Genomic DNA, 23,554 nt, shown 5'->3' on the forward strand with positions numbered 1-23,554 from the left:
AAGGCAAGATCGAACGCTGGCATCAGACGCTCAAGAACCGTGTGCTGTTGCAGAACTACTTCCTGCCAGGCGATCTCGAACAGCAAATCGAAGCGTTCGTCGAACACTACAACCATCAGCGTTACCACGAGAGCCTCGACAACGTCACACCCGCCGATGCCTACTTCGGCAGGGCAGCAGCCATCATCAAGCGAAGAGAAAGGATCAAGCGAAAGACACTCGAACATCGGCGCTTGCAACACCGCAAGCTCGCCGCCTAAACATCAAACCGAGACGAGGCCCACACTCCGCAAACTTACGCCGCAAGTTGTGCCAAATGTTCTGACGACGGACAGTCTGCCAATCGGTCCTGATCCCAATCCACCCGCTTCGGCAGATCTGCGACGACGGTGAAATCGCCATCATCAAAGCGGACCGTGCCGGTGTCTTTGCCCGAAACCTGCCGTTCTTCGGCGGCCCGGGTAGCATAGCGGACGGCCAGTCCGGCATCGAAGCGGGTCTTGGCGGCCTTGTCGCGCTTCAGACGCTCATCGAGCTCGCGCTGCAAGATCGCCAGAAGCTCAACCGGCAGGGCCGCGATTTCGGCTGCGCTGAGGGACGGCAGATCGTCGGGCGTGGGGGTGTTCTCGGGGAAAGGCATGAAATGGTCTCCGTGATCGGTGAAAAAGGATTGGAAGGCGGGCTTCACGCGGCCTCGAGCAGGCGGACTGACAAGGCGGCACCGCTGGATCGGGGTTTGGGCCGGGCGACGGCGATGTAGGCGAAGTGGTCGGGGCCGATCCGCGCCTGCACGAGATGGACAAGGTTCTGCTCAGCCGCGCGAAGGGCGGCTGCCGCGACCTGGCGCAAGGCGCGCTGACGGTCAGCAGGAAGTTTCGACAGGACGGCGGTGGCATCGACCGCGAGAAACCCGCGGTGATAGATCAGCGTCTCGCCGGGTTCGGCCTGCGCGATCCAGGCGCAGAGTCCGACCTCGTCCAGACCGTTAGCGGCGCAAAACGGCACCACCCGGTCGGCCGCAAAATCATCGAGGCGGACCATCATGCGGCACCGGCATGCGCATCAGCGCCGGTGCTGTGGCGCAACTGGTCCTGCTCGAATGCGGTGATATCCTCCATGCGGTAAACCACACGGCCGCCCAGCTTCATGAACTGCGGGCCTTCTCCGGCCCACCGCCACCGCTCCAGCGTGCGGTGCGAGATGTTCCAGCGCCGGGCCAGTTCTTTCTGATTGAGGTGTTTGAGCTGCATCTTCGTCTCCTGTCGCTCGCTGCGTTGGGAAGAAGATGCGAAATCCTGCTGTGGGATGTTGTCAGGATCTAAGTGGGATACGGAGGGGGATCAGTTTGAGTCTTGCAACTCAGCGGCGAACGCCGTGGCGGGGGATGGTGATCCCACTCTCATCCCCGGCGCATCCCACTGCGGAGCCGGAGGGACGCACGCGCTCGAACGGGACGGACCGGAATCAACCGCAGTTCAGGCGGTAGTTTCCGCGACCGTTTGATTCGATCAGCGATCGCCACTGCTTCTGGGATTTGAACACGTCGGACATTTTCAGGCTCTTCGAGCCAGCCGCCGACAGGATCGCCTTACCGCTCTGCCAAGCCTCGCCACGGTGCGCCGCCTCATGTAGCGCACGGACAACCTGCGCCTGGATGGGGCCAATGCGAAACTGGTGCCCGCCGCAACGGACGTCGTGATAGTCAGGTGATGCGCTGAAGATTGGCAGCTGCGGACCGGTCTCTGCGCCGGAGAACCCAGTCTCCGCTTCAAAACGATCACGTTCCTCGCGCCTTAGCAGCAGATCTCCGATCATCACGAAGATCGGTTCAGCTTCGCCATAGAGGGTTGCATAGGACGCGCGCGGCGTACGAAAATCGCTGAGATGGGCCTCGCTGCACCGGAAGAGCTGGAAGACGTCCTGCGCATACAGATCGATGAGACCGCTAAAGCGGCTCTGCTCCCATGGCACGCGGAACCGCTCCCCGTTACCGGTTTCCTCATAGTCGCCCAGTTCCAACGGCAAACCGAAGACACGCACCGACAGCCGCAGCTTGTCGTTCTCCGCCAGATAGATCAGGTCGGCTTCGGAGATGGACCAGCGATCGAGGATCTCCGGCAGAGTAAAATACGCCTTCTCGATCTCCATCTGACCCCCGATTCCTGCCATTGAGTGTTTAGGGTATGTTCTAAATCCTTGACGCCCTCCGATCAATCCTGTTTTATCCTATTTGATCCACAGCCCTCTGGGGAAAACATGGCCGAGCATCACACGCTCTCTGACCGCCTTCGCGCCCGCGCTCAGCAACTCGGGCTGAGCCCCGCCCACGTCGCAGAGATGGCCGGAGTCAATCGATCCTTCGTCTATGACATCCTGCGCGGCCGCTCAGCGCGGCCCGGCATCGACAAGCTGGCGGAGGTCGCTCGCGTGCTGAAGGTCGAGCGGGAATGGCTGATCCATGGCATCGGTGAGGTCGAGGGCGAGCCGCCCTTCATCGAGAACCCTGACGAGACCTTCGTGGCGATCGCCCATGCCAGCCCACGCCCCTCTATGGGCGGTGGTGCCGTGGTGACTGAGGATCACGACACACCGGGCCGCGCCTATCACTTCCGCCGGTCTTGGATAAAGGGCAGCCTCAAGGCCAGCCCGTCGCAGCTGCGCATCATGCACGTCGAGGGCGACAGCATGGCGCCGACCCTGCTAGATGGGGACACGGTGCTGGTCGACATGACACGTCGAGCGCCGAACCCACCCGGGATCTTCGTGCTGGACGATGGGATGGGGCTTGTCGCCAAGCGGCTCGAGCATGTGCCCAACAGCGATCCGCCCGCTGTGCGGGTGATCTCGGACAACGGCTTCTACAGTCCCTACGAGCGGAGCGCCGAAGAAATCCACATCATCGGCCGCATCCGCTGGTTCGCGCGGGAGATTTGAGATGATCGAATTCCGCCAGATCGACGATGCAGACCCCGCGCTGGCGCATTCACCGATGGTGCGGGCGCTCGATAAGACCTTCGCCTACATCACTGAGCATGGTGGCATCGGGCTGACGCCGTCGAAGGCCTTCAATCGCGTATTCGTGCATTGGGCAGCGCGGGAGTTCGACTGGCCTAGCTATTCCGAGGAAGACCTCTTCGCCATTAACAAGGTGCTGAACGAGATCGACTTTGGCCCGCTCATGGATCTGCACGATGTGATGATCGCGCTGAAGATCGGGCGGCACTACAAGGGACAGTTCAAGCTGAGCAAGGTGGGTCAGGGACTGGTCGGGCATCCTGGTCGCATCTTCGGTATCGTCACGCCGTTTTACCTATTCGAGGTCAATCACGCCCGCTTCTCGCGTTTCGATGAAGAGCCGATCTTGGGCAACTGGGACGTGTTCCTGAACGTGTTGAACGTCGAGACCGAGGACGGCGCGACCGGCGCTTACCTCCGACAGGTGCTGTTCGACGAGCCGGATCCAACCGGTGCTTTCGACGATGTGCTGAGCAGCCTCTATATCCAGGTGCTTCGGCCTCTCTGCTGGGCCGGGTTGCTGTACATGGACCGCGCCAAGGGCTTCCGGAGCACCGAGCAAAGCGTTTTCACCAAGACGCCATTATGGCGGGCGGCACTGCGGTTGGAGACCGATTATATAGTGAGCGGGGCGACAAGGCACTGACAGCCATTGCTTCGTTATGAAACTCGGGCCAAACGTCCGAAGGCAGCCCAGACGTTGGATCTGAAAGTAAAGGATGTCGGAGGTCAGCCCATGGTGTGGGATTCACCTCCGCGCATTGTGCGGCGCCTCAACATGGCTAATCTAGCCTTTTCTAAAAGACGCCGTGGAGGAGTAGAATACTAAATGCCCGAACCAATCCCGGCTGACGCGCCCGTCGACGTGTTCTTTGCGCGATCCATTGCGAACCTGGAAGATTTTCCCACGCCCGTTATTGCGATTATACCCGACAACGACAACCCGGGTTGGAATGACTTTGGTCGCAACTTCTTTGCCAAACTATACGTTCGTCCCGTGGCAGGAGGTACCTTAGACTTTCACATGCGGGTGATGTTCCAGGGAAGGCACCGCAGTTCGGCTGTTTTCGCTGAGCTCTTTGAACAGTACGGCAACGTCCTGCAAGTAGACGCCGTTGAACAGCCTTTCGCTACGCTATTACCTGATGTCGAAATGTACCGTGATGTTATTGGAGCGCTTGGATTCGATGTTGGAATAAGCGCATTGCGGATGATGCACGATGCCACGGTCGCCCGGACGGAGGGGAACAATCCTGAGCTCCTCGAACTGATAAGTACCGAAGATTTCCATTTTGGAGCTCTTCGGCTCGGTGGTGCCTATGATGCTCTCAGACGTGGCGGTCGCCACTTTAGGCCCGACCCGCCACCTCCGGTGGCCGAATTGGCTGCAAATTTCGTCTTTTCGGCCCGAATGCTCAGTGCGGACAACGCCTATACGCTGCCATTCCACTTCCACCCCGATGCAGTCTTTCGAAACAGAACCGCTGTTCTAATAGGCCGAAATGGTGTTGGAAAGACACATCTTCTTAAGGCAATTGTCGATGGGCTTCACAATTCTCTAGGAGAGGAGATTGGGCGCCAACGGTTTATGCCCAGCCTGAACCCCTCTCGGGTAATCGTATTCTCTTCGGTTCCGACGGATCCTTTCCCTCGATCAATTGGGGCGTGGCGCGGTATCGATTATGAGTACTATGCGGTGAATTCTCCAATTGACGATCAGAACGATTCTCTTCTGGCCGCCCTAGTTGCATGTCGAAAAACTGACGAGTTGAACGCCTTCGGACCCTTGCACGACAAATCTCGAATGGATGTTATTGAGGAGGCTCTTAACTCCATTGGGCTGTGGAGGGGCCTTCACCTGCCAATTCTTGCCCAGGCTGCAGAAGACAGGTTGCCTCATGCCATCGACGTCGGGGGGCAAGACTATTTTCCTATTCGCAGGGCACTGAACGAACAGAACTCAATCCGCCTGATCCACCAAATAGACTGGGATCGAGCCGCAGTAATTCTGAATGAACACGGCCAAGTGCGTCGCCTCAGCAGCGGTGAGTATGCAATGATGAGGTTCGCAGCTCAGGCAGCGTCAGCGATTGAACAGGGCAGCTTGCTTCTTCTGGACGAGCCCGAAACACATCTTCACCCAAACTTTATCTCTAACCTCATGGAAATTCTTGATAATCTACTGCAGTCGACTGGATCAATTGCAATAATTGCGACGCACTCAGCATATGTGGTGCGCGAAACGCCTCGAAACTGCGTCAATGTCCTCACCTTGGAGAACCGTCAGATCCGCATCGACCAGCCTCGCATGCAGACATTCGGCGCTACCATCGACAGCATTTCTCAGTTTGTATTTGGAGATACGTCCATGTCACATGGCTTTCAGAAAACCTTGACTGATTGGGCCGACCAGACTGGGCGTGAACTTGGTATTGAAGGTGTCATCGAACGATTTGGGGACCAACTTAATTCGGAAAGCCTTTCCTTCATCGCTCGTCGGCTGGCAGAACCACAGGCTGACGGGCCAGAGAATGACGAACCAGAAGCCTGAGACATGCAGCACCTGCCTTTTCCTGTCCCCGCCGAAGATGATGAGGCGGAAATCAACAGACTAGCCAAGAAGCCTGAGTGGGAGCCCCACCAAGCCGCTTGGATCGCCGCGTATAAGGCATACCAGGCAAATGCCGGAAGTCCTTTTGCCGTTGCTCCGAGCGACTTCGGCCCCGGTGTAGGCGACCGCCAATACTCCCTTTACGACACTCGCAAGGGTTCCGGTGAGCTTCGGCGCATGCGAAGGAAAGAGGGGCTGAAGTCGTGTCCGATTTGCGGGTCGCCAGTAACTGGTGATCTCGACCACTACCTACCTCGCACAGTCTATCCAGAGTTTTCGATCATGCGGGCAAACCTCGTCCCCGCATGCAGCCACTGCAACTCCGGTGGAAAGGGAACTACTGTTCATGGTGGTGAGCCTCGGCGCTTCATTCATCCCTACTTTGACGACTGGGCCGGACAGGAAATTTGGTACGTAGAGATCGTACCGCCATTCAAGGCAGCTAGGTTTATTCCACTTGGCCTTCCAGGCCTTGAAGTGCCACGCGACGAAATTGTGGAGTTCCACTTGAAGAATGTCTTGGGGACGCAGTTTCAATTATCGATGGCAACCGAATGGTCATCGCTTCCAACACAAATCAAAATTCGTGATACTGAACCGAGCATCGCCAGTATAACGACTCAGGTCGATCAAGAACTTCGGGTGGCATGTGCCGCAAAGGGTCAGAATAGCTGGCAAGCAGCTCTCTTTCGTGGCATTCAGCGCAATCCGGACGCAATTCAATATCTGTGTGATGAAGCGATCACCGCCGTTCTTCCACCTGTGGCGTGACCTAAGCTGAAATTAAGGTATTCTTTGTATTGCGTGGTCGCACCGCCGCCTCCCTTTTTTATACGCCTGACCAAGTCCGTTTCCGGATGCGCAACTTTACACTCGTGGCGCTGTGAGAACTGAGTTCCATGCTGGTGGAATACCAGTATAAAGCCTCGCCGCTCTCCGATTTAGCAAAATCCGCCTGCTGCGAATTTTCGACGTTGATCCTTGGTGCGACGGAAGCCCGTGGCACGTCCATCAATCCTACCCAAACCACACGAACGCTTGGCTTCTCTTAGTTTCGCGGCACTACGACAACCCATTGTTTTAACTTGAAATCCCATCCGCATCGCGGCCACCACAGGACAAGACAGCTCCTGAGGTTCGCCCGCCATGCCAGACAACGACGTCAATTTCGCCCCGCCACCCGATACGCTCACCACCGACGAGCGTTTGGCTGAACTTGCCCGGATCCTCGCCACGGCCGTGGATCGCACCAACCCTCCTAGAATAAACGAGAATTCTGCGAACGACGGAGACAGTTCGCTGGACATCCTCGCCCTTGTTCGCCGTCGTCGTCACCAGTTGCGAACCCGAGTTGGAGAGGACGAATGACGAAAACCAAAACGAAATCAGTAGGAAAGAGAACAGATCTTGGTCCTGCGCAGGACCACGCTGTCCTTGCGGACCTGGTCGCGCTGAAGGCCATGACCGTGCCGGAGCTGCGCGAGAAATGGGCGGCAATCTTTGATGCGCCTGCGCCAAACACCAGCCGCCAGAACCTCGAACTGCGGCTTGGCTACCGCATCCAGGAACTGGCCCTCGGCGGCGTTGGCCGCGACACCCGGCGGACGCTGGATGCGCTGGCGGCGGAAGTGGCTTCCGGAGAACCCGGTCAGGTGATGACCGACCCACGACGTCCCTTGCCGGGCACCAAGCTGGTCCGTGAATGGAATGGCGTCGAGCACACTGTCACGGTGCTGACAAAGGGCTTCGAGTGGCAAGGTCGCCGGTACAAATCGCTCTCCGGCGCGGCGCGGGCCATCACAGGTGCGAACTGGAACGGTTGGAAGTTCTTCGGCTTCACCCCACGCCCGAGGATCAGCAAATGACGCGCCAAACACAGCCGCAACCGCCCCGCCGCCTGCGCTGCGCAATCTACACCCGCAAGTCGAGCGAGGAAGGGCTCGACATGGAGTTCAACAGTCTCGACGCCCAGCGGGAGGCGTGCGAGGCCTATATCGCCAGCCAGAAGGCCGAGGGTTGGGTCTGCCTGCGCGACAAATACGACGACGGCGGTTTCTCCGGCGGCACGTTGGAACGCCCCGCTCTGAAGGACCTGATCGCCGATATCGAGGACGGGCTGATCGACATCGTCGTGGTCTACAAGATCGATCGCCTCAGCCGCGCGTTGATGGATTTCTCCAAGCTGGTCGAGATCTTCGACAAGCACGGCGTTACCTTCGTGTCTGTCACCCAGTCCTTCAACACCACCACGTCCATGGGGCGGCTAACGCTGAACATCCTGCTCAGCTTCGCCCAGTTCGAACGCGAGGTGATTGGTGAGCGGATCCGCGACAAGGTCGCGGCCTCGCGCAAGAAGGGCATCTGGATGGGCGGGCCCGTGCCGCTCGGCTATAACGTGAAGGACCGCAAGCTGATTGTGGACCCGGACGAGGCCGAGACGGTGCGGACTATCTTCACGCTCTATGCCCGGTCCAGTTCCACGGCGCAGGTGGTCCGCGAGTTGGACGCCCGCGCGATCCTGACCAAGACCGGCAGGCCCTACGACAAGACCTCGCTCCTCAAGACCCTGCACAACAAGGTCTATCGCGGCCTCGCTGTGCACAAGGGCACGGCCTATCCCGGCGAGCACGACGCGATCATCGACCAGCCACTGTGGGACGAGGTGCACGATGTCATAGCAAACAACCGCGTCAAACGGGTTGCCGTTGCCAAGGAACCCTCACCGGCGCTGCTGCGCGGACTGATCTTCACCGAGACCGGCGTGGCGATGACACTCCATCACACCAAGAAGGGCACGCGGCGCTATCGCTACTATGTCTCGATGGACGCAATCAAGAAACGGCCCAAGGCCGAGATCCGCGGCCCGCAGCGGCTGCCGGGTGGCATGGTCGAGGATGCCGTGGTCGGCGAAATCCGTCGCCTGCTGCGCACCCCGGAGGTCGCAGCACGTGTGTCGCGGACCCTGCGCAAGGATCGGCCAGACCTTAGCGAGGCCGACATCAGCGCGTCGCTCACCCAGTTCGATGAGATGTGGAAGGCACTGATCCCGGCCGAGCAGGCGCGCGTGGTCAGGCTTCTGGTGGCGCGGGTTACCGCCAGCGAGGCCGGATTGGCGGTCGATCTCCGCCACGAGGGTTTGGGTGCAATTGCCGCTCTTGTGGCCCCAGCCAAGTCGGAGGTGGCGTGATGGCAGAGCCCGAAACCCTGCGCGTCCACATCCCGCTCACCCTTCGCAATCGCGGCGGCCGCCCCCGCATTCTGCCGCCCAAGGAGATCGAGGTCGCCATGGAGCGCGGCCAGGACGCCCGCCTTCTGCGTGCCATTGGCCGCGCTTGGGACTGGCGGCACAGGCTGGAGCGCGGCGACGTGAACACCATCGCCGATCTCGCCAAAGCGGAAGGCATCTCCGATCGCTATGTCAGCCGCGTGATCCGGCTGGTATGGCTCGCACCATCGGTGCTGGAGCGACTGGTCCTGCGACGTGAGCCCACGGTACTGTCGATCTTCGACCTCTGCGGCGTGGCGGAGCTGCAGTGGGCCGAGCAGCCGGAACGGGTGTTTGACTGACGCTCTGGCCTTCTCGAGCCCAATCGTATGGAGTGCGATCAGGCATAACCTTTGTCAGAGTCCGGAAATAGCATCGAGGCGTTCTTCTTCCCACTTCCTGATCAAATCCTGCATCTCCCCAGGCAACGGGCCATCAGGCATCGGCAGTTCGTTTAGATGCCGCCACCTTCTATCCAGCCCCTCAAATGAAACCTCATCGGTTCGACCGCGCTTTGCCTGTAAATTGAACAAACCAGCGAGCTCCGGCGACAGCGGCTTTTCCTCGGCCCAACGCTTCGCTATCCACAGTGTCACATCGACTAGTTCCAAACCGGCACTCTCATCGCCTGGCCGAAAGATCGGCGATACCTCGGGCATGTTCGACATGTCGAACGACGGCATTCCCGGCCCCATATCCCCTTTGTGACCTCGCATTTTTTGGTAAATCTCGGACAGTTCGAGTTGGGCGCGGTTGAACTGGGTTTGACGATCAACCGTTATTGCCCGCACCTTTCTGGACTGACGCGCGGCCTGCTCCGCAACCGACTGGAGTACCTGTTGGAAGCCGACCAAGTTCGGAGATATCTGTAACGCCGAATCCTTATTGCTGACGCCATAGTCGATCTCAAACGGGTTCGCCGCTGCCCACTTCAGCCCGCCAGAAACCAGCTCTCTGGATCGTTGATCCGGCAACCAGCTGACCCGTTCCAACAAGGTCGCACAGATCTCTTTTAGGAGTTCAGCGCACCTGGCTGGATGTCGCTCCTGCCGCGCCGCCCATGCCTTCTCCGCAGTTGCCCGATCAAAGAGGTGTGCGACCTTGAAGAGAAGCGCATAGCGCAAAGGCGTCCAGTAGTGCTGCCATGTGATAGCTTTGTTGATCCCGGAGTCGAAAACCTGATCGAAAAAGCTGATAACGGCGTGATCGGGCTTCGATACTTTGTAGAGCGAAAACCTGACGTCCCGCTCGGTGCTAAATTTCGCAATTGTGGAAGCAACTTCTGACAGCCGAGCGACGCCGAGTTCGTTGGCGTGAAGTCGATCCACTCCAAGCTTGCGTCTCAGACCTCTCAGCATCGGCTCGGCAACTACATCGAGATTCACTTTGCAAGTAATCACTCCGTAGTAGAGCGTCGGTTGATTGTCATCGAAGAGGTTCGATCCGGTATTTCCGCTCTCGTCAACAAAACAGTACATGGACATTCAGCTTTCAAATCTATTGCTTGAAGCAAGTAGCATGTTGCGCATCTGGCCGCACCCGCGCTGTCGCATTGGATGAGAAAAGATCCCCACCCCCGAGCCTCGGAAGTGCTTCAATGCACGTTAGCTTCCCTTAGAAAAAATGGTAGCGAACCAGCCCCAGCAATCCGCCTGTTTACGCTGGCATCCCGAGCAACGCGCCTACCGCGTGTTCCGTCTATGTAGCCTTCGGCGTCATTCGGATCGCATGCTTGGGTTTTAGCGGCGCTCGGCGGTAGAGCATTGAAATACAATATAAAAACAGGACCGAACCGGAGCGAGCGAGGTTCGCCCAAACTGAGACTGAGGGCCATTCTGAGCCCAGCTTCGGCCTGGCGGCGCGTCTATGAGGTTCGGTCGGTTTCCGCAAACCCCTTTGATAACAAGGAAAAATCCGTGCCCGTCAGGGCGGTGTCACTGGTTCGCAATGGGGATAATGGCGGAGAGAGAGGGATTCGAACCCTCGATACGGTTTCCCGTATACACGCTTTCCAGGCGTGCGCCTTAAACCACTCGGCCACCTCTCCGCAGCCAACCCGTCACGCGGTGTGAAAACGTGGCAAAAGCCCGGTTCCGGCAGTCGAGTGACGAATCTCTTGCCGACCTCTTCGCGCCTTGAAAAGCCACGCGAATGCCGTCCGCAAGTCGCGCACTATACTGAGCGCGCGACTAAGTTCAAGCGCTGATCCGCCTTGCCTGGTCCTTTTCAACACCCACGCCCCGGCCGGGGACGCCGGCATGCTGGAATCTTCGCGTTTCCAACGCCTTGTGGCCCCAGGATCCCTTGGCAGGGCCGGTCCCGGCGGAGACCGGATCGCGGATGAAACGGCGTGAGGTCGCGCGCGTGCATCTTTCGGCCGGGTGGGGTCGGGCCGCGTGGCGCGCTCGCGCGATCTCACGCTTTCGCGATGCGCGCCCGCACGGCGTTGCACAGTGGACGGCGCGCGCCTATCTTTCACGGCAAGGCAAGCGCGAAAGACAGGCGCCCGCACCCCGGGGACCGGTCCGGCCGGCCCGGAAAGCGATGCGGCGGGCGATCGCCTGCGATGCACGCGCGGCCCGTCGGGCGGGTGTGCGTTCGACACGGAAGGGGTTGCACATGTTTCGATTTCTGGCGCGGCTGATCGGTCTCTGGTTCGTCGCGATGGCCTTGGTGGCGCTTGTCATCGACGGCACCAAGACGATTGCCGCCACGGCCTGGGTGACGACGCCGCTCGGGCAGTACTGGTATGACTTCGCTCCGGCCTCGCTCAACACCGCCCAGGCGGCGGTGCAGCGTCATGTCGCCCCCTTTCTCTGGGATCCGGTGATCCAGACGCTGCTGACCGCACCGGTCTGGGCCAGTTTCGCCCCGCTCGGCTTCCTGCTTCTTTGGATGGGCGAGCGACGCTGGTTTTCGCGCCGGCGGGCCAGCTTGGTTTAAGGCGGTCAGCCGCATTCACGGGGCCACACGCCGGCCCTCGACAGGAGACGTCCATGTCTTTCATGACCATGCTCAGCAACAAGTTCTCGCTCGTCGATCGCGACGCTGCGCTGCCCGGGCGCGACACGGCGATCATGACCCCGGGCCACCATGCGGTCACCGGGGTGCCCATCGGCCTTTCGCCGGGCGAGGGCCAGGAGGAGGTGCTTCTGGGGCTCGGCTGCTTCTGGGGCGCGGAGCGGCTCTTCTGGCAGCTTCCCGGCGTCGCGGTCACGGCGGTCGGCTATGCCGGCGGGCCGACGCCGAACCCGACCTACAATGAGGTCTGCACCGGACGCACCGGCCATACGGAAGTGGTCCGCGTGGTCTTCGACACCGCGAAACTGTCGCGTGAAGCGCTTCTGCAGGCGTTCTGGGAGGGGCATGACCCGACGCAGGGCATGCGTCAGGGCAATGATACCGGCACCCAGTATCGTTCGGCGATCTATTACACCACGCCGGAGATGAAGGACGCCGCAGAGACAACGGCCGCCGCCTACACGCAGGCACTGCGCGAGGCGGGGCATGCGCGCGCCATCACCACGGAGATCAAGCCGATGGAAGCGTTCTATTTCGCGGAAGAGCCGCACCAGCAGTATCTCGCCAAGAACCCGGGCGGTTATTGCGGCCTGGGCGGGACAGGCGTCACCTGTCCCGCGCCCGCCTCGCTCGTCTGAGGGCATCTCGGGCCGTCGGGCAAGGCTCCCCCCGGCACAGCACAATCGGAGGCACGCCCGGCGGGCGTGCCTTTTTCTTGCCGGCTTCGGGTCAAGACGACGGCATGGCGCACAAAACTACGAAGTAATACCAATCCCTGCAGCGGATAAGTCGCTTCATGGCCTGTTAAAGGTTGTGCGGCATCCTCCTCACCTGACGGAAGATGCGTGCCTGATTCTGCGGATCGTCCGGCCGCTTCCGAGAGGCGAGATGACCCGCACCTGGTACATTCTCCTGACGCTCTATGCTGTCTTTGTTGTCGCGGCGATGGCGATCGGCATGTTCGCGCCGGGCACCGACGGCCGCGTTGCGGTGGTCGTCTGGCCGGGGTCGACGCCGGCTGCCGCGATCGTTGCCGCAGCCGGAGGCGACCTGCTGCAGGTCGGGTCCGGAAACTGGATTGCCGTCGCCAGTGGCCAGGGCGGGGATTTCGTGGATCGTTTGTACCAGGCGGGCGCATTTCTGGTGACGTCGCCGAGCGTGGCGGAAGCCTGTCTTTAATGCCGGGACGGCACAACCGAGGCGAATTGAGCAATGGATGAGATGGTGGGAACGAAGGTGATCGGCCTGGACGAAATGCGGAAGAGCTTCGCCAAGGTCTTCGTGATGTTCGTCTGGTTGAACGTTCTCGTCGTCATGGGTGTCGCCTGGGGCAGCGACAACGTCTCCGCCGTTCTGGTGAGTGCCGCAGCCCTGCTGATGGGCGCGGCCACGACCGCAGCCTGGATCAGGGAGGGCACGGGCGTGCCCGTGCGCATCGTCAGTGCAATCTCCATGGCGGGCCTTGTCAGCCTTCTCGTGGCCGCGATGGGCGGCGGCGATCCGGCGCATTCCTTCCAGATCGACGGGCACATGTATTTCTTCGCGGCGCTTGCGATCCTCGCCGGCTGGGTCGACTGGCGCGCGCTGGTCGCCTTTTCCGCCGTCGTCGCCGTTCACCATCTGGTGTTCAACTTCCTGATGCCGATGATGGTGTTTCCGGACGGATCCAACTTCCTGCGGGTGGTTCTTCACGCAGCTATCGTGGTGATGGAAACCGGCGCCCTTATCTGGCTGACCGCGCGCATCCAGGCGACCTTCGCGGCGGCGATGACCGCCGTGGAAGAGGCGAACGCCACCCGTCACGAGAGCGAGCAACTGAAGAGTGTGGACGATGCGCGCCGCGAGGCCGATCTGGCCCGTCAGGCCGACATCGAGGCCGGGATCGTCGAATTCCGCCAGGACATCGAGGCCAAGCTGGACGACGTGACGGCCCGTGCCAACGCGATGCTGCAGGCGGCCCGTTCGCTTGAGGACATCGCCGGCGATGCCTCGGGCAAGTCGCAGGCCGCGGGCTCCGCCTCGGAAACGGCGAGCGCCAATGTGCGCTCCGTTGCGGCGGCCGCGGAGGAACTGTCATCCTCCATCGCCGAGATCGCGCGCCAGATCGCCCAGACCAACAACATCGTCGCGCGGGCCACGGACGGCGCGCAGGGCACCAATGAGCGCGTCGCGCGGCTTGCCGATTCCGCCAACAAGATCGGCGAGGTCGTGACCCTGATCCAGGCGATCGCCGAACAGACCAACCTCTTGGCGCTCAACGCCACCATCGAGGCGGCGCGCGCGGGCGAGGCCGGCAAGGGCTTTGCGGTCGTCGCGGCGGAAGTGAAGGAGCTCGCCACCCAGACGTCGAAGGCGACCGAGGAAATCGGCGCCCAGATCACCGCGATCCAGACCGAGACGGAGCAGGCGGTCTCCGCCATCGCCGAGATCGCGGAGACGATGCAGGAGGTCAACAGCTACACGTCGTCGATTGCGGCTGCGGTCGAGGAGCAGGGATCCGCGACCGGCGAGATCTCTCGAAATGTCGCGGAAGCGGCATCCGGCACCGGCCTGGTGTCGAGCAACATTGCCGGCCTCGGCGAGGCCGTGTCGCGTACGGCATCGGCGGCAACCGAAATGGAAGACACCATCGAGGAGGTCACGCGTCAAACGGATGCGGTGCGCCATTCCGTCGACCGCTTCCTGGAGCGTGTCGCGTCATAACGCGGACGCCGCCCGATCCCTTTTTTCCAGGCCGCGCCGGAGAGCCTCCGGCGCGGTCTTCGCTTTCCGCCCGCGCTCCTGTATGAAGGCGGAATGCTGCCCGTTTCGATCGACCCCGAGACCCGCGACCGCTACCGCCGCCGCAACCGCGCGCACACGCTGTTCCTGGCGGTCGGCGCCATTCTGCTGCTTGGCCTTTGCGCTTTCACGCTTGCCGGTCCCACGGGGGTCGTGTGGGCCGCGCTCGGCGGCGGCGTGTCGCTCGTCATGGCGATGCACGTGTCGCCGCAAATGGTGCTCGGGCTCTATGGCGCCCGCGAATTGTCCCGCCACGACTACCCGCAAGTCTACCGGATCGTGCGGCTCCTTTCGGAGCGGGCCGGGCTTGCCGCGCCACCGCGGCTCTACCGCGTGCCCAGCCGGATGATGAATGCCTTTTCCACCGGCCGGCGCGACGAGGCGGTGATCTGCATGACCGATGCGTTGATCGCCCGCCTCGACGCGCGCGAGTTCGTCGGCGTGATGGCGCATGAGCTTGCCCATATCGTGCATGAGGACATCAGGGTGATGGCATTGGCCGACATTGTCAGCCGGATGACATCGGTGATGTCCGTGCTCGGGCTGTTTCTGGTGATCTTTCACCTGCCGGGGCTGTTGAGCGGCGGCGGCGATGTGCCTTATGCGGCCATTGCCGTTTTGATCGTCGCACCGACGCTCGGCACTGCATTGCAGCTCGGCCTGTCGCGCACGCGCGAATACGAGGCGGACCTGGGCGCTGCGGCGCTCACCGGGGATCCGGACGGTCTGGCGAGCGCGCTTCGGAAGCTGGAGCGCATCCAGGGGCGGATGTGGGAGGCGATGATGCCGCAGGGCGCGCGCATCCCCGACCCGTCCGTATTGCGCACCCATCCGCAGACCGAGGAGCGGGTGCGCCGGCTGAAGGCCCTCAGGGCCGAGCCGGGACGCTGGGTGGACACGGGCGGCCGCCCGCATGTGCGCGGGCACTCGCCGGTGCCGGATACGGGCGCGCCGCGCCGCCGGCTGAGGGGGCTGGGCGCCTGGTACTGAGCGGACGAACGGCCGTCGGTCGGCTCAGCTCATCCAGCGCAGGGTGCGCCCCTTGACCGGATTGGCGAAGGGGCGGCCTTCCGCGCCCGAACGCGTCCACTCGTCCTTGAGCTGCATCCACCAGCGCCCCTGCGTGTCGGCATCGTTGATCAGCATGAGGCGCGGGTTGTGCTTCAGCCCCTCGCGCTGCTGCACGACGACGCGCCGGTCCTGGTCGAGGAACACCTTCATCAAGTGCCGGATCAGCGGCTTGAACGGCCCGACCCAGCCCATGCTCGCCCAGAACATCTGCCGCACCTCCGTGTGCGAGCGGTCGACCGGGGTGATCGCCGTCAGTCCGACGACACTGTGCCGGCTGCCCTGGATGTGCTCGATCCTGAGGCCCGGAAGCGCATAGCGGATCTCGGTGGTGACGTCGTCGCCCAGGATCCTGTAGGCGATGTTCTGCGGCGGCAGCTTGTGCCGCGCCATGGCCCAGCCGAGCTCGGCCGGCTCGAACAGCTTTTCCTTCGACCTGAGTTTCGCGGCGTTCTTCTTGAACCACCAGGAGGTATGCACGAAGGCGGCATGGGTCGGATCCATCAGGCCGAGCGCCGCATGATCGACCGAGCACACGAAGGGCAGCATGATGTGAAGCCGCGGGGGCGCGTCGGCGGGAAAATCCGGCAGACGCGGCGGCTCCGGCTGGCGGCCGTCTTCCGGCGCCTCGCCGTTTTCCGCGAAATAGATCCAGATCAACCCGTTCTGCTCGCGCACCGGATAGGCGCCGCAGCTGATCTTGGAGTAGTCGATCGTCTGGGTTTCATGAGTGGAGGGAATGTCGACACACACGCCATCGGTATCGAACTTCCAGCCGTGATAGCAGCATTGCACGGTCTCGCCGTCGAACCAGCCGTGGCGCAGCGGGATGCCGCGGTGCGGACAGATGTCGCGCAGGCAAAACACCGTGCCATTTGCGGCACGCGCGATCAGCAGCGGTTCGCCCATCAGCGTCTTTCCCAGCATCTTGCCGGGTTTGATCTCGAAGGAGGGGCACGCCACATACCACAGGCCGCGCAAAAGGTCGGCTTCGAGATTGTGCATCGGAAATGACTCCAGCGGGACAAGGATGCCCCATGACGTAGCCGGTCCGTCTCGCGCGCTCAAGACGCGCGGGGCCGGAAAAGCTGCGCTCAAGACGCGCGGGCCCGGAAAAGCTGCGCTCAAGACGCGCGGGGCCGGAAAAGCTGCGCGGGGCGCAACCGGCTGTCCGGGGCAATGCAAAAAGGGCGTGCCCGCAGGACACGCCCCTTGTTCGTCAGGCTCGGTCGACGTCGGCTCAGGCCGACAGCGCGCCCTTGGCCTTTTCGGTCAGCGCCTTGAACGCGTCCGGCTCGCGGATCGCGAGATCGGAGAGAACCTTGCGGTCGACTTCGATGCCGGCCTTGTTCAGACCGTCGATGAAGCGGCCGTAGGTGAGGCCTTCTTCACGCACGGCGGCGTTGATGCGCTGGATCCACAGGGCGCGGAAATTGCGCTTGCGGGCCTTGCGGTCGCGGTAGGCGTATTGCGCTGCGCGCTCCACGGCCTGCTTGGCGACACGGATGGTGTTCTTGCGACGGCCATAATAGCCCTTGGCGGCTTTGATGACCTTCTTGTGCTTTGCGTGGGCGGCGACGCCCCTTTTGACACGCGACATGGGTTTCTAACTCCAGGAATAGTGGGAACGTCGTCAGCTCAGCCGTACGGCAGGAACTGCTTGACGATGCGGGCATCGGGCTCCGACAGGGTCGTCGTGCCGCGGGCATTGCGGATGAACTTGTTCGACCGCTTGATCATGCCGTGCCGCTTTCCCGCCTGGGCGGTCTTGACCTTACCGGTCGCGGTCAGCTTGAAGCGCTTCTTGGCGCCGGACTTCGTCTTCAGCTTGGGCATTTTGCATCCTTTCTTTCCGGCGGAGGCTGAAGTCCACCGGTTGTTGTTGGAAGCTGTTTCGAACCGCCACGGCATGCCCTTATGTCGCGAGACCTCGGGCAAAACCAATAGTCCCGCGAAGCCGGGCGGCTCGGGACACGGGCTTATAGGCGCGCATGTGCGAAAACACAAGCGCCTTGTCGCTCCTTGCCCCCATCAATCGTATCCCTGCCGAGACAGCCGGCAGGCAGATACGCGAAAGGTCCGGCCGGGGGCCGGACCTTGTGCTTCAAAGTCGCGTGTCGGCGATCAGCGCGCGATCGGCGCCATCACCATGACCATCTGCCGGCCCTCGAGGCGCGGATGCGATTCCACCTTGGCGAATTCGGAGGTCTCGTCGCGCACCTTGTTCAAAAGGGCGATGCCAAGATCCTGGTGCGCCATTTCGCGGCCCCGGAAGCGAAGGGTCACCTTGACCTTGTCGCCTTCATCGAAGAACCGCTTCATGTTCCGCATCTTCACCTCATAGTCATGGGTGTCGATGTTCGGACGCATCTTGATTTCCTTGACCTCAACGACCTTCTGCTTCTTGCGGGCTTCGGCCGCCTTCTTCTGACTCTGGTACTTGTAGCGACCAAAGTCGAGGATCTTGCAGACGGGGGGCGAGGAATTCGGAGCGATCTCCACGAGGTCGAGACCGGCTTCCTCAGCCATCCTCATTGCCTCTTCGGTGGGGGTCACGCCGAGGTTCTGCCCGTCCTGGTCAATGAGCTGGACGTCGCGGACACGGATCTCAAGGTTCGTGCGCGGGCCTTCCTTGGTCGGCGGCGGTGCGCGGTATGGACGGCGAATGGTCGCGATCTCCTCTAACTGTTTCAACAACGTGCGGCGAGCCAAACGGTCTTTGTCGGACGTGTCGGCTGGCGCACCCTGTGCCATATGCGCCTTCACGCCCTCGCGCGCAACCCCGGCGGAGGCGCTACGCCTCAATCCGGAGCTGGCACAAGACATCCCCAACGCGTCGCGCCGGGAAGCACTGGACCCTGCAGCCCGCTCACCGTCCACGAAAATCCAGCGAATCCGCGCCAAAGTCAACCGGCATTGCATGAGCGCCGACGCTCGCTGTGTCCGGCCGCCCGATTGCTCGGCGTGCCGGCGACACTGAATGCGCGGGAGTATAAAAATTGAATATATTGAATTGATTTCGGTTCATTCAACAAAAGGGAATTTCTTCCTGGATTTCCGGCGATTCCCGCGGGGGAAGAGGAAATCCAAGACCGTGTCGTGAGTGCGCGGGACGCCACGGAACGAATCGGAGCGCGGGCGGAAACCGCCAAGGCCTCGGCGCGAAGTCTCATGCAACGGCCGGACCGGATGCGCGACGAGGTCGGGCGCGTCCTGCACATGAGCTGCAGACGAGCCGCGTGGCCCGAGGCGGGCGCGGTTTCGTGTCAGGTGGCTTCGAGCAGCCTTGCGTAGACCGCGAGGGTGCGGCTGCACATGGCCTCCAGCGAATAGAGATCGCTGACATGGGCTGCCGCGCGCTCCGTCAGGGACGCGCGTGCCTTGTCGTCGAGTGCAAGGGCGTCGCCGATGGCCCGCGCCATCGCCTGCGGGTCGCCCGGCGGAATACGCCAGCCGGTGCGCGCGTCTTCGGCGACCTCCGGCGGCGTCAGTACGGTTTCCGGCGCGGCGCCGAGATCGGTGGCGATCACCGGGACGCGGGCCGCCTGGGCTTCCACCGCCGCGCGGCCGAAGGCCTCGGGCTCGATGGAGGCGACGACGGCAAGATCGGCGAGCGCAAGCGCCGCCGGCACGTCGTCGCAATGGCCGACGATGCGGATGCGACCTTCAAGGCCGGCCTCGGCGATCCGCGTGCGGAGCTTTTGCGTGTAGTCGCCGCGTCCCTGGTCGTCGCCGGCGAGGATCGCGGTCCAGGGGCGGTCGGATTCGGCGGCAAGCCGGGCGAGTGCGTCGACCAGCACTGTCTGCCCCTTCCAGTTCGTCAGCCGGGCAAGGTTGAGGATCACCGGCGTGTCGGCGGGCAGTCCCCAGCGCGCGCCAAGCGCCTGTCGGCGGTCCGGCGACACCGCTTCCGGCGCAAGCGCGGACAGATCCGATCCGCGCGGGATCACGGTGATGCGGCTCCTGGCGAAAGGGTGCCGCCTGGCGATCAGCTCGGCCGTGTAGCGCGAGTTGGCGATCACCGTATCGCCGCGCGCCATCACGGAATTGTAGAAGGCCTTCGCCGCGTTCTTCTGTGCGTAGATGCCGTGATATGTGGTGACGAAGGGCACGTCGCAGGCGCTTGCCGCCCACAGCGCCGACCAGGCCGGCGCGCGCGAGCGCGCATGCACCAGATCGATGCCCTCGCTCAGGATCAGCCGCTTCAAAGCGCGCATGTTGCGCCACATCGCAAACGGCGATTTGGCGGCGAGCGGCAGCGTCACATGCGTGGCGCCCGCCGCCGTGAGCTCGTCCACCAGCCGTCCGCCGGCGGAGGCAACCACGGCGCGCTGCCCCGCTGCAACAAGGGCTGCGGCGATATCGACCGTGGTGCGTTCCGCCCCGCCGGTCTGGAGTTCCGGGATAACCTGCAAGATGGTGTGGCGTGTCACGGCGGGTCCTGTCGGCGGGCGCGGGCCCGTGTCCCGGTTTTGGACCGATGCGGCGGGCGACGGCTTCTCAAAGCCCGTGCTGTGTGCCACATCGGTCGGGACATCGGCAAGCGGAGGCAGGAAATGATGCAAGAGGACGACGCCCGGACGATCACCGTGGGCACGGGGGTCGATGCACGCGAGATCGCGGTTTTGCGCGAGGACGGCGCGCCGGGAAAATGCGGGATCCTCTGGTTGTCCGGCTTCAAGTCGGACATGGCCGGCACCAAGGCGGAGGAGATCGCGGCCTTTGCCCGCACGACCGGCCGGGCGGTGACGCGGCTCGATTACTCCGGCCACGGCATTTCGGGCGGCGACTTCGAGGACGGCACGATCTCGAAATGGGCGCAGGAAGCGGTCGCGGTCTTCGACGCCTTTTGCCGCGAACCCACCATCGTCGTCGGCTCCTCCATGGGCGGCTGGATCGCGCTTCTGCTCGCGCGCGCGCTCAAGGGCCGAAGCGATCTCGCCGCGCGTCTCGCCGGCATGGTGCTGATCGCGCCGGCGCCGGATTTCACCGAGGAACTCATGTGGAAGCACGAGTTCACCGACGAGATCCGCGACACGATCCTGCGCGAAGGGCGCTTCGAGCGTCCGTCGGACTATGACGACAGCCCCTATGTGATCACGCGCGCGCTGATCGAGGATGGCCGCGACAACCTGCTGCTCGGCGGTCCGATCGAGACCGGCTGTCCGGTCACCATCTTGCAGGGACAGCGCGACGATGCGGTGCCCTGGCGCCATGCCTTGCGTCTGGTCGACTGTCTGGCCCTCGACGATGTCGTGCTGACCTTGATCAAGGACGGCGATCACCGCCTGTCGCGCCCCGCCGATATCGCACGCCTGATCGCCGCCATTGACCGCCAGGCCGCGGCGCTGGAAGCTGGTGCAGGCTGAATCGCTCCAGCCGCGCGATTTTTGCCGGACGGGCCATCGCTTCGTCGTATTTCCTGCCAAGGTTTGGCGCGGCAGTATCACAGACCGGCGCACGGTTTGCGTCCGGTCCGGCAACGCGAGGATTTCATGGCACGGCGCAAGCATTTCATTCTGGCGATCGACGGCGGCGGCATCCGGGGGCTGATTCCCCTGCGCATCCTGGAGACGCTGGAGGCGCGCCTGCGCACCCTCGGCAAGTCTGCCCCGCTGCATCGCTATGTCGACCTCGTGGCGGGCGCCTCGACCGGCGCGCTTGTCGCCGCGGGCATCGCCGCGCCGAAGCCCGACGACCGCAGCGGCGCGCCCGCGGCCACCGTGGAGGAACTGCGACGCTTCTTCGAGGTGGAGGCGCGCGAGGTGTTGCGGCGACGCAGCCTGCTGGAACGCCTGGTGGCAAATCCCTCGGCCCCTTTCGACGAGCGCTACGATGCGCGGCCGCTGGAGCGGCTGCTGAAGGAGCGATTCGGCTGGACGTCGATTGCCTCGGCGCTGACCCGGCTGGCGCTGCCTGCCTACGACATCGAGGCGCGCGCGCCGGTGATCATGAGCAACGGGCGCGAGAGCGACGGCGAGCGGCCGGAGGACTTCTACGTCTGGCAAGCGGTGCGTGCGGCGATGGCCACTCCGACGCTGTTCGAGCCGATGAAGACAGAGCGTATCGGCGGGGCGGGCGGCGAGCGCGTGCTCGTCGATGGCAGTCTGTTCATGAACAATCCCGTGATGGCGGCCTATCTGGAGGGGCGCAAGCTCGGCTGGGCGGCGGAGGACATGGTGATCGTCTCGCTTGGAACGGGCAGCCAGTTTGCGCCGCGTTTCAGCTACACCCGTGCCGTCGGCTGGGGGCCGCTCGGCTGGCTGTCGGCGAAAAACGGTGTGCCGCTGGTCACGATGGCGAGCCACGGGCAGGCAGCCACGACCGCCTATGCGGCGACCCGCGTGCTGGCGGAAGCGGGGGTCGCGAGCGTCCTGCGCCTCGACGGCGCACTGCCGCAAGGCGCCGACGATCTCGACAACACCCGGCCCGGCAATATTATCGAGCTGAACGGTGCCGCCGACCGGATCATCCGCGACAACACCACCGCGCTCGACCGGCTGGCGGAGGGCCTGAGCGAACGCGAGGACTGACGAACGCAATCATGGTTAACCGAACGTAAACGCTTCTCCGGTGAGACTGGCAAGCGCGTCGCATCGTGCAACGCGGTCGGGCGCGGTGATTTTCGGGAGTGGCAAGCATGGCAAGGGCGATTTCGAACAATCTCCGCCGGACGCTGCGGGTCGCGGGTCTCGGCGCGCTCCTCGCACTTGCAACGGCCGTCGCCGTCGACGCAGCTCCGCGGCCGAAGCAGAAGCCTCCGGTCGACATCTCCCGGATCGTCTCCACCGCGCCCGAGACCGTGCCCGACAGCACCGCCGTCGTCACGGCCTCCGCCCCGCTGCCAATGCCCGCACCCGACAACCGCCGCGCCCTGGCAAGAGAGGCGACCGCGCCGCCGGCTTTGGTCCCGTCACGCCAGACCATCCGCCCGGACATGGTCGCCAAGACGCTGTTCGGCGCCCGGGCCGAACCGGCGCCGCTCGCAGCCCGCTCCATCGGTTCCTATGCGCGCGGCTGCCTTGCCGGCGCCAGTGCGCTTGCGGTCAACGGACCGAGCTGGCAGGTGATGCGCCTGTCGCGCAACCGAAACTGGGGGCACCCGGAGCTGATCGATCTGCTCCAGCGGCTTGCCATGGACGCACCGAACCTCGGCTGGAACGGGCTGCTCGTGGGCGATCTCGCCCAGCCGCGCGGCGGGCCGATGCTATCCGGCCACGCCAGCCACCAGATCGGGCTCGACGCCGACATCTGGCTGACGGAAATGCCCGACCGCCGCCTGACCCGCGACGAACGCGAATCCATGTCGGCGATTTCCATGCTGAAAGGCCGCCTCGACGTGAAGGGCGCCGACCGCAGCGTCGACCCGCGCAAATGGTCCGACAGCCGCGCGCGTCTCATTCGCCGCGCCGCACAGGATCCGCGTACCGCGCGCATCTTCGTCAATCCGGCGATCAAGAAGGCGCTTTGCGAGTTCGAGACCGGCGACCGGGCCTGGCTCAGAAAGGTCCGGCCCTGGTGGGGCCACCACTATCATTTCCACGTGCGTATCAAATGCCCGTCGGGAAGCGCGGGCTGCAAGAACCAGGCCCCGCCGCCGCCCGGCGACGGCTGCGGCAAGGCGCTCTCCTGGTGGCTCTCCGACGAGCCCTGGGTCCCGAAAAAGCCGAAAGACCCGTCAAAGAAAAAGACGCCGGCAAAAAAGAAAAAGGACATCACCATGGCCGGCCTGCCCAACGCCTGCACGCAGGTGCTGGTGGCGCGATAGGCACAGGATCGGCGAGGGGCGGGCG

27 protein-coding genes and 1 tRNA gene are annotated in these 23,554 nt (G+C 63.0%); 17 read left to right on the forward strand and 11 right to left on the reverse strand.

Going from position 1 to position 23,554, the window contains the following annotated elements:
* Positions 1-260: integrase core domain-containing protein (locus tag G572_RS0111890; protein ID WP_029058677.1), on the forward strand; the 260-nt coding region annotated here is incomplete at its 5' end.
* A 35-nt stretch (positions 261-295) separates the two neighbouring features.
* Here G572_RS0111890 and G572_RS23585 read toward each other — a convergent pair.
* The 4 genes from G572_RS23585 to G572_RS0111910 all read right to left on the reverse strand — a co-directional run bounded on the left by G572_RS23585 (position 296) and on the right by G572_RS0111910 (position 2,148).
* On the reverse strand, positions 296-688 hold the full coding sequence (locus tag G572_RS23585; RefSeq protein WP_208979102.1) for a hypothetical protein: 393 nt from the start codon (positions 686-688) through the stop codon (positions 296-298).
* Positions 685-1,044 (reverse strand): hypothetical protein, encoded by a 360-nt coding sequence (locus G572_RS0111900; RefSeq protein WP_208979103.1) that lies wholly within the window; start codon positions 1,042-1,044, stop codon positions 685-687. Before G572_RS0111900 ends, G572_RS23585 begins: the two co-directional genes overlap by 4 nt.
* Complete coding sequence (locus G572_RS0111905; RefSeq protein ID WP_029058679.1) at positions 1,041-1,250, reverse strand: helix-turn-helix transcriptional regulator; 210 nt, start codon at positions 1,248-1,250, stop codon at positions 1,041-1,043. Before G572_RS0111905 ends, G572_RS0111900 begins: the two co-directional genes overlap by 4 nt.
* Positions 1,251-1,464: 214 nt before the next feature.
* Positions 1,465-2,148, reverse strand: a complete 684-nt coding sequence (locus G572_RS0111910) for a hypothetical protein (protein ID WP_029058680.1) — start codon at positions 2,146-2,148, stop codon at positions 1,465-1,467.
* A 108-nt stretch (positions 2,149-2,256) separates the two neighbouring features.
* Here G572_RS0111910 and G572_RS0111915 point away from each other — a divergent pair, with 108 nt between their 5' ends.
* The 8 genes from G572_RS0111915 (at position 2,257) to G572_RS0111945 (ending at position 9,193) form a co-directional block, all read left to right on the forward strand.
* Positions 2,257-2,934: a LexA family transcriptional regulator gene (locus G572_RS0111915; protein WP_037546733.1), complete on the forward strand. Its 678-nt coding sequence runs from the start codon at positions 2,257-2,259 to the stop codon at positions 2,932-2,934.
* Between the two features lies 1 nt (position 2,935).
* Positions 2,936-3,661 (forward strand): hypothetical protein, encoded by a 726-nt coding sequence (locus G572_RS0111920; RefSeq protein WP_029058682.1) that lies wholly within the window; start codon positions 2,936-2,938, stop codon positions 3,659-3,661.
* Between the two features lie 183 nt (positions 3,662-3,844).
* Entirely contained in the window at positions 3,845-5,566 is a 1,722-nt protein-coding gene (locus G572_RS25935) for an ATP-binding protein (protein ID WP_084650094.1), read from the forward strand.
* A 3-nt stretch (positions 5,567-5,569) separates the two neighbouring features.
* Positions 5,570-6,397, forward strand: coding sequence for an HNH endonuclease (locus tag G572_RS26235; protein WP_156884580.1), 828 nt, complete (start codon positions 5,570-5,572; stop codon positions 6,395-6,397).
* Between the two features lie 375 nt (positions 6,398-6,772).
* Complete coding sequence (locus G572_RS26240) at positions 6,773-6,994, forward strand: hypothetical protein (RefSeq protein WP_156884582.1); 222 nt, start codon at positions 6,773-6,775, stop codon at positions 6,992-6,994.
* The gene (locus tag G572_RS0111935; protein WP_029058684.1) at positions 6,991-7,491 is read left to right on the forward strand and encodes a DUF2924 domain-containing protein; all 501 of its coding nucleotides are present in this window, start codon (positions 6,991-6,993) and stop codon (positions 7,489-7,491) included. The genes G572_RS26240 and G572_RS0111935 overlap by 4 nt, the downstream gene beginning before the upstream one ends.
* The gene (locus G572_RS0111940; protein WP_029058685.1) at positions 7,488-8,813 is read left to right on the forward strand and encodes a recombinase family protein; all 1,326 of its coding nucleotides are present in this window, start codon (positions 7,488-7,490) and stop codon (positions 8,811-8,813) included. Before G572_RS0111935 ends, G572_RS0111940 begins: the two co-directional genes overlap by 4 nt.
* The gene (locus G572_RS0111945) at positions 8,813-9,193 is read left to right on the forward strand and encodes a hypothetical protein (RefSeq protein ID WP_037546735.1); all 381 of its coding nucleotides are present in this window, start codon (positions 8,813-8,815) and stop codon (positions 9,191-9,193) included. Before G572_RS0111940 ends, G572_RS0111945 begins: the two co-directional genes overlap by 1 nt.
* Before the next feature lie 54 nt (positions 9,194-9,247).
* Here G572_RS0111945 and G572_RS0111950 read toward each other — a convergent pair whose 3' ends face one another.
* Positions 9,248-10,369: a DUF3800 domain-containing protein gene (locus tag G572_RS0111950; protein ID WP_029058687.1), complete on the reverse strand. Its 1,122-nt coding sequence runs from the start codon at positions 10,367-10,369 to the stop codon at positions 9,248-9,250.
* Between the two features lie 479 nt (positions 10,370-10,848).
* Positions 10,849-10,938, reverse strand: a tRNA-Ser gene (locus G572_RS0111955).
* A gap of 572 nt (positions 10,939-11,510) precedes the next feature.
* Between G572_RS0111955 and G572_RS26245 the strand changes: the two genes are divergently transcribed.
* The 5 genes from G572_RS26245 to G572_RS23595 all read left to right on the forward strand — a co-directional run bounded on the left by G572_RS26245 (position 11,511) and on the right by G572_RS23595 (position 15,683).
* The gene (locus G572_RS26245) at positions 11,511-11,834 is read left to right on the forward strand and encodes a hypothetical protein (protein WP_029058688.1); all 324 of its coding nucleotides are present in this window, start codon (positions 11,511-11,513) and stop codon (positions 11,832-11,834) included.
* A 53-nt stretch (positions 11,835-11,887) separates the two neighbouring features.
* Positions 11,888-12,550: a peptide-methionine (S)-S-oxide reductase MsrA gene (msrA, locus tag G572_RS0111965; protein ID WP_208979104.1), complete on the forward strand. Its 663-nt coding sequence runs from the start codon at positions 11,888-11,890 to the stop codon at positions 12,548-12,550.
* Positions 12,551-12,800: 250 nt separating this feature from the next.
* Entirely contained in the window at positions 12,801-13,091 is a 291-nt protein-coding gene (locus G572_RS23590) for a hypothetical protein (protein ID WP_037546738.1), read from the forward strand.
* A gap of 33 nt (positions 13,092-13,124) precedes the next feature.
* Positions 13,125-14,615: a methyl-accepting chemotaxis protein gene (locus G572_RS0111975; RefSeq protein ID WP_029058690.1), complete on the forward strand. Its 1,491-nt coding sequence runs from the start codon at positions 13,125-13,127 to the stop codon at positions 14,613-14,615.
* Positions 14,616-14,708: 93 nt separating this feature from the next.
* Positions 14,709-15,683 carry a zinc metalloprotease HtpX gene (locus G572_RS23595; protein WP_051242272.1) on the forward strand — a complete coding sequence of 325 codons (975 nt, stop codon included), beginning with the start codon at positions 14,709-14,711 and terminating at the stop codon, positions 15,681-15,683.
* A gap of 24 nt (positions 15,684-15,707) precedes the next feature.
* Here the strand turns inward: G572_RS23595 and G572_RS0111985 are convergent, their stop codons facing one another.
* The 5 genes from G572_RS0111985 to G572_RS0112005 all read right to left on the reverse strand — a co-directional run bounded on the left by G572_RS0111985 (position 15,708) and on the right by G572_RS0112005 (position 20,194).
* Complete coding sequence (locus tag G572_RS0111985) at positions 15,708-16,766, reverse strand: aromatic ring-hydroxylating oxygenase subunit alpha (protein WP_029058691.1); 1,059 nt, start codon at positions 16,764-16,766, stop codon at positions 15,708-15,710.
* A gap of 235 nt (positions 16,767-17,001) precedes the next feature.
* Positions 17,002-17,361: a 50S ribosomal protein L20 gene (gene rplT, locus G572_RS0111990; RefSeq protein ID WP_029058692.1), complete on the reverse strand. Its 360-nt coding sequence runs from the start codon at positions 17,359-17,361 to the stop codon at positions 17,002-17,004.
* A gap of 38 nt (positions 17,362-17,399) precedes the next feature.
* Positions 17,400-17,597 (reverse strand): 50S ribosomal protein L35, encoded by a 198-nt coding sequence (gene rpmI, locus G572_RS0111995; protein WP_029058693.1) that lies wholly within the window; start codon positions 17,595-17,597, stop codon positions 17,400-17,402.
* 288 nt (positions 17,598-17,885) lie between these two features.
* The gene (gene infC / locus G572_RS0112000) at positions 17,886-18,428 is read right to left on the reverse strand and encodes a translation initiation factor IF-3 (RefSeq protein WP_245566212.1); all 543 of its coding nucleotides are present in this window, start codon (positions 18,426-18,428) and stop codon (positions 17,886-17,888) included.
* 599 nt (positions 18,429-19,027) lie between these two features.
* Entirely contained in the window at positions 19,028-20,194 is a 1,167-nt protein-coding gene (locus tag G572_RS0112005; RefSeq protein WP_029058695.1) for a glycosyltransferase family 4 protein, read from the reverse strand.
* A gap of 126 nt (positions 20,195-20,320) precedes the next feature.
* Here G572_RS0112005 and G572_RS23600 point away from each other — a divergent pair, with 126 nt between their 5' ends.
* The 3 genes from G572_RS23600 to mepA all read left to right on the forward strand — a co-directional run bounded on the left by G572_RS23600 (position 20,321) and on the right by mepA (position 23,529).
* Positions 20,321-21,130: an alpha/beta hydrolase gene (locus tag G572_RS23600; protein ID WP_037546761.1), complete on the forward strand. Its 810-nt coding sequence runs from the start codon at positions 20,321-20,323 to the stop codon at positions 21,128-21,130.
* Between the two features lie 126 nt (positions 21,131-21,256).
* Entirely contained in the window at positions 21,257-22,294 is a 1,038-nt protein-coding gene (locus G572_RS0112015; protein ID WP_029058696.1) for a patatin-like phospholipase family protein, read from the forward strand.
* Between the two features lie 107 nt (positions 22,295-22,401).
* Positions 22,402-23,529 (forward strand): penicillin-insensitive murein endopeptidase, encoded by a 1,128-nt coding sequence (gene mepA / locus G572_RS0112020; protein WP_084650096.1) that lies wholly within the window; start codon positions 22,402-22,404, stop codon positions 23,527-23,529.
* The last annotated feature ends 25 nt before the right edge of the window (positions 23,530-23,554 follow it).

The organism is Stappia stellulata DSM 5886 (assembly GCF_000423705.1).
Lineage (GTDB): Bacteria > Pseudomonadota > Alphaproteobacteria > Rhizobiales > Stappiaceae > Stappia > Stappia stellulata.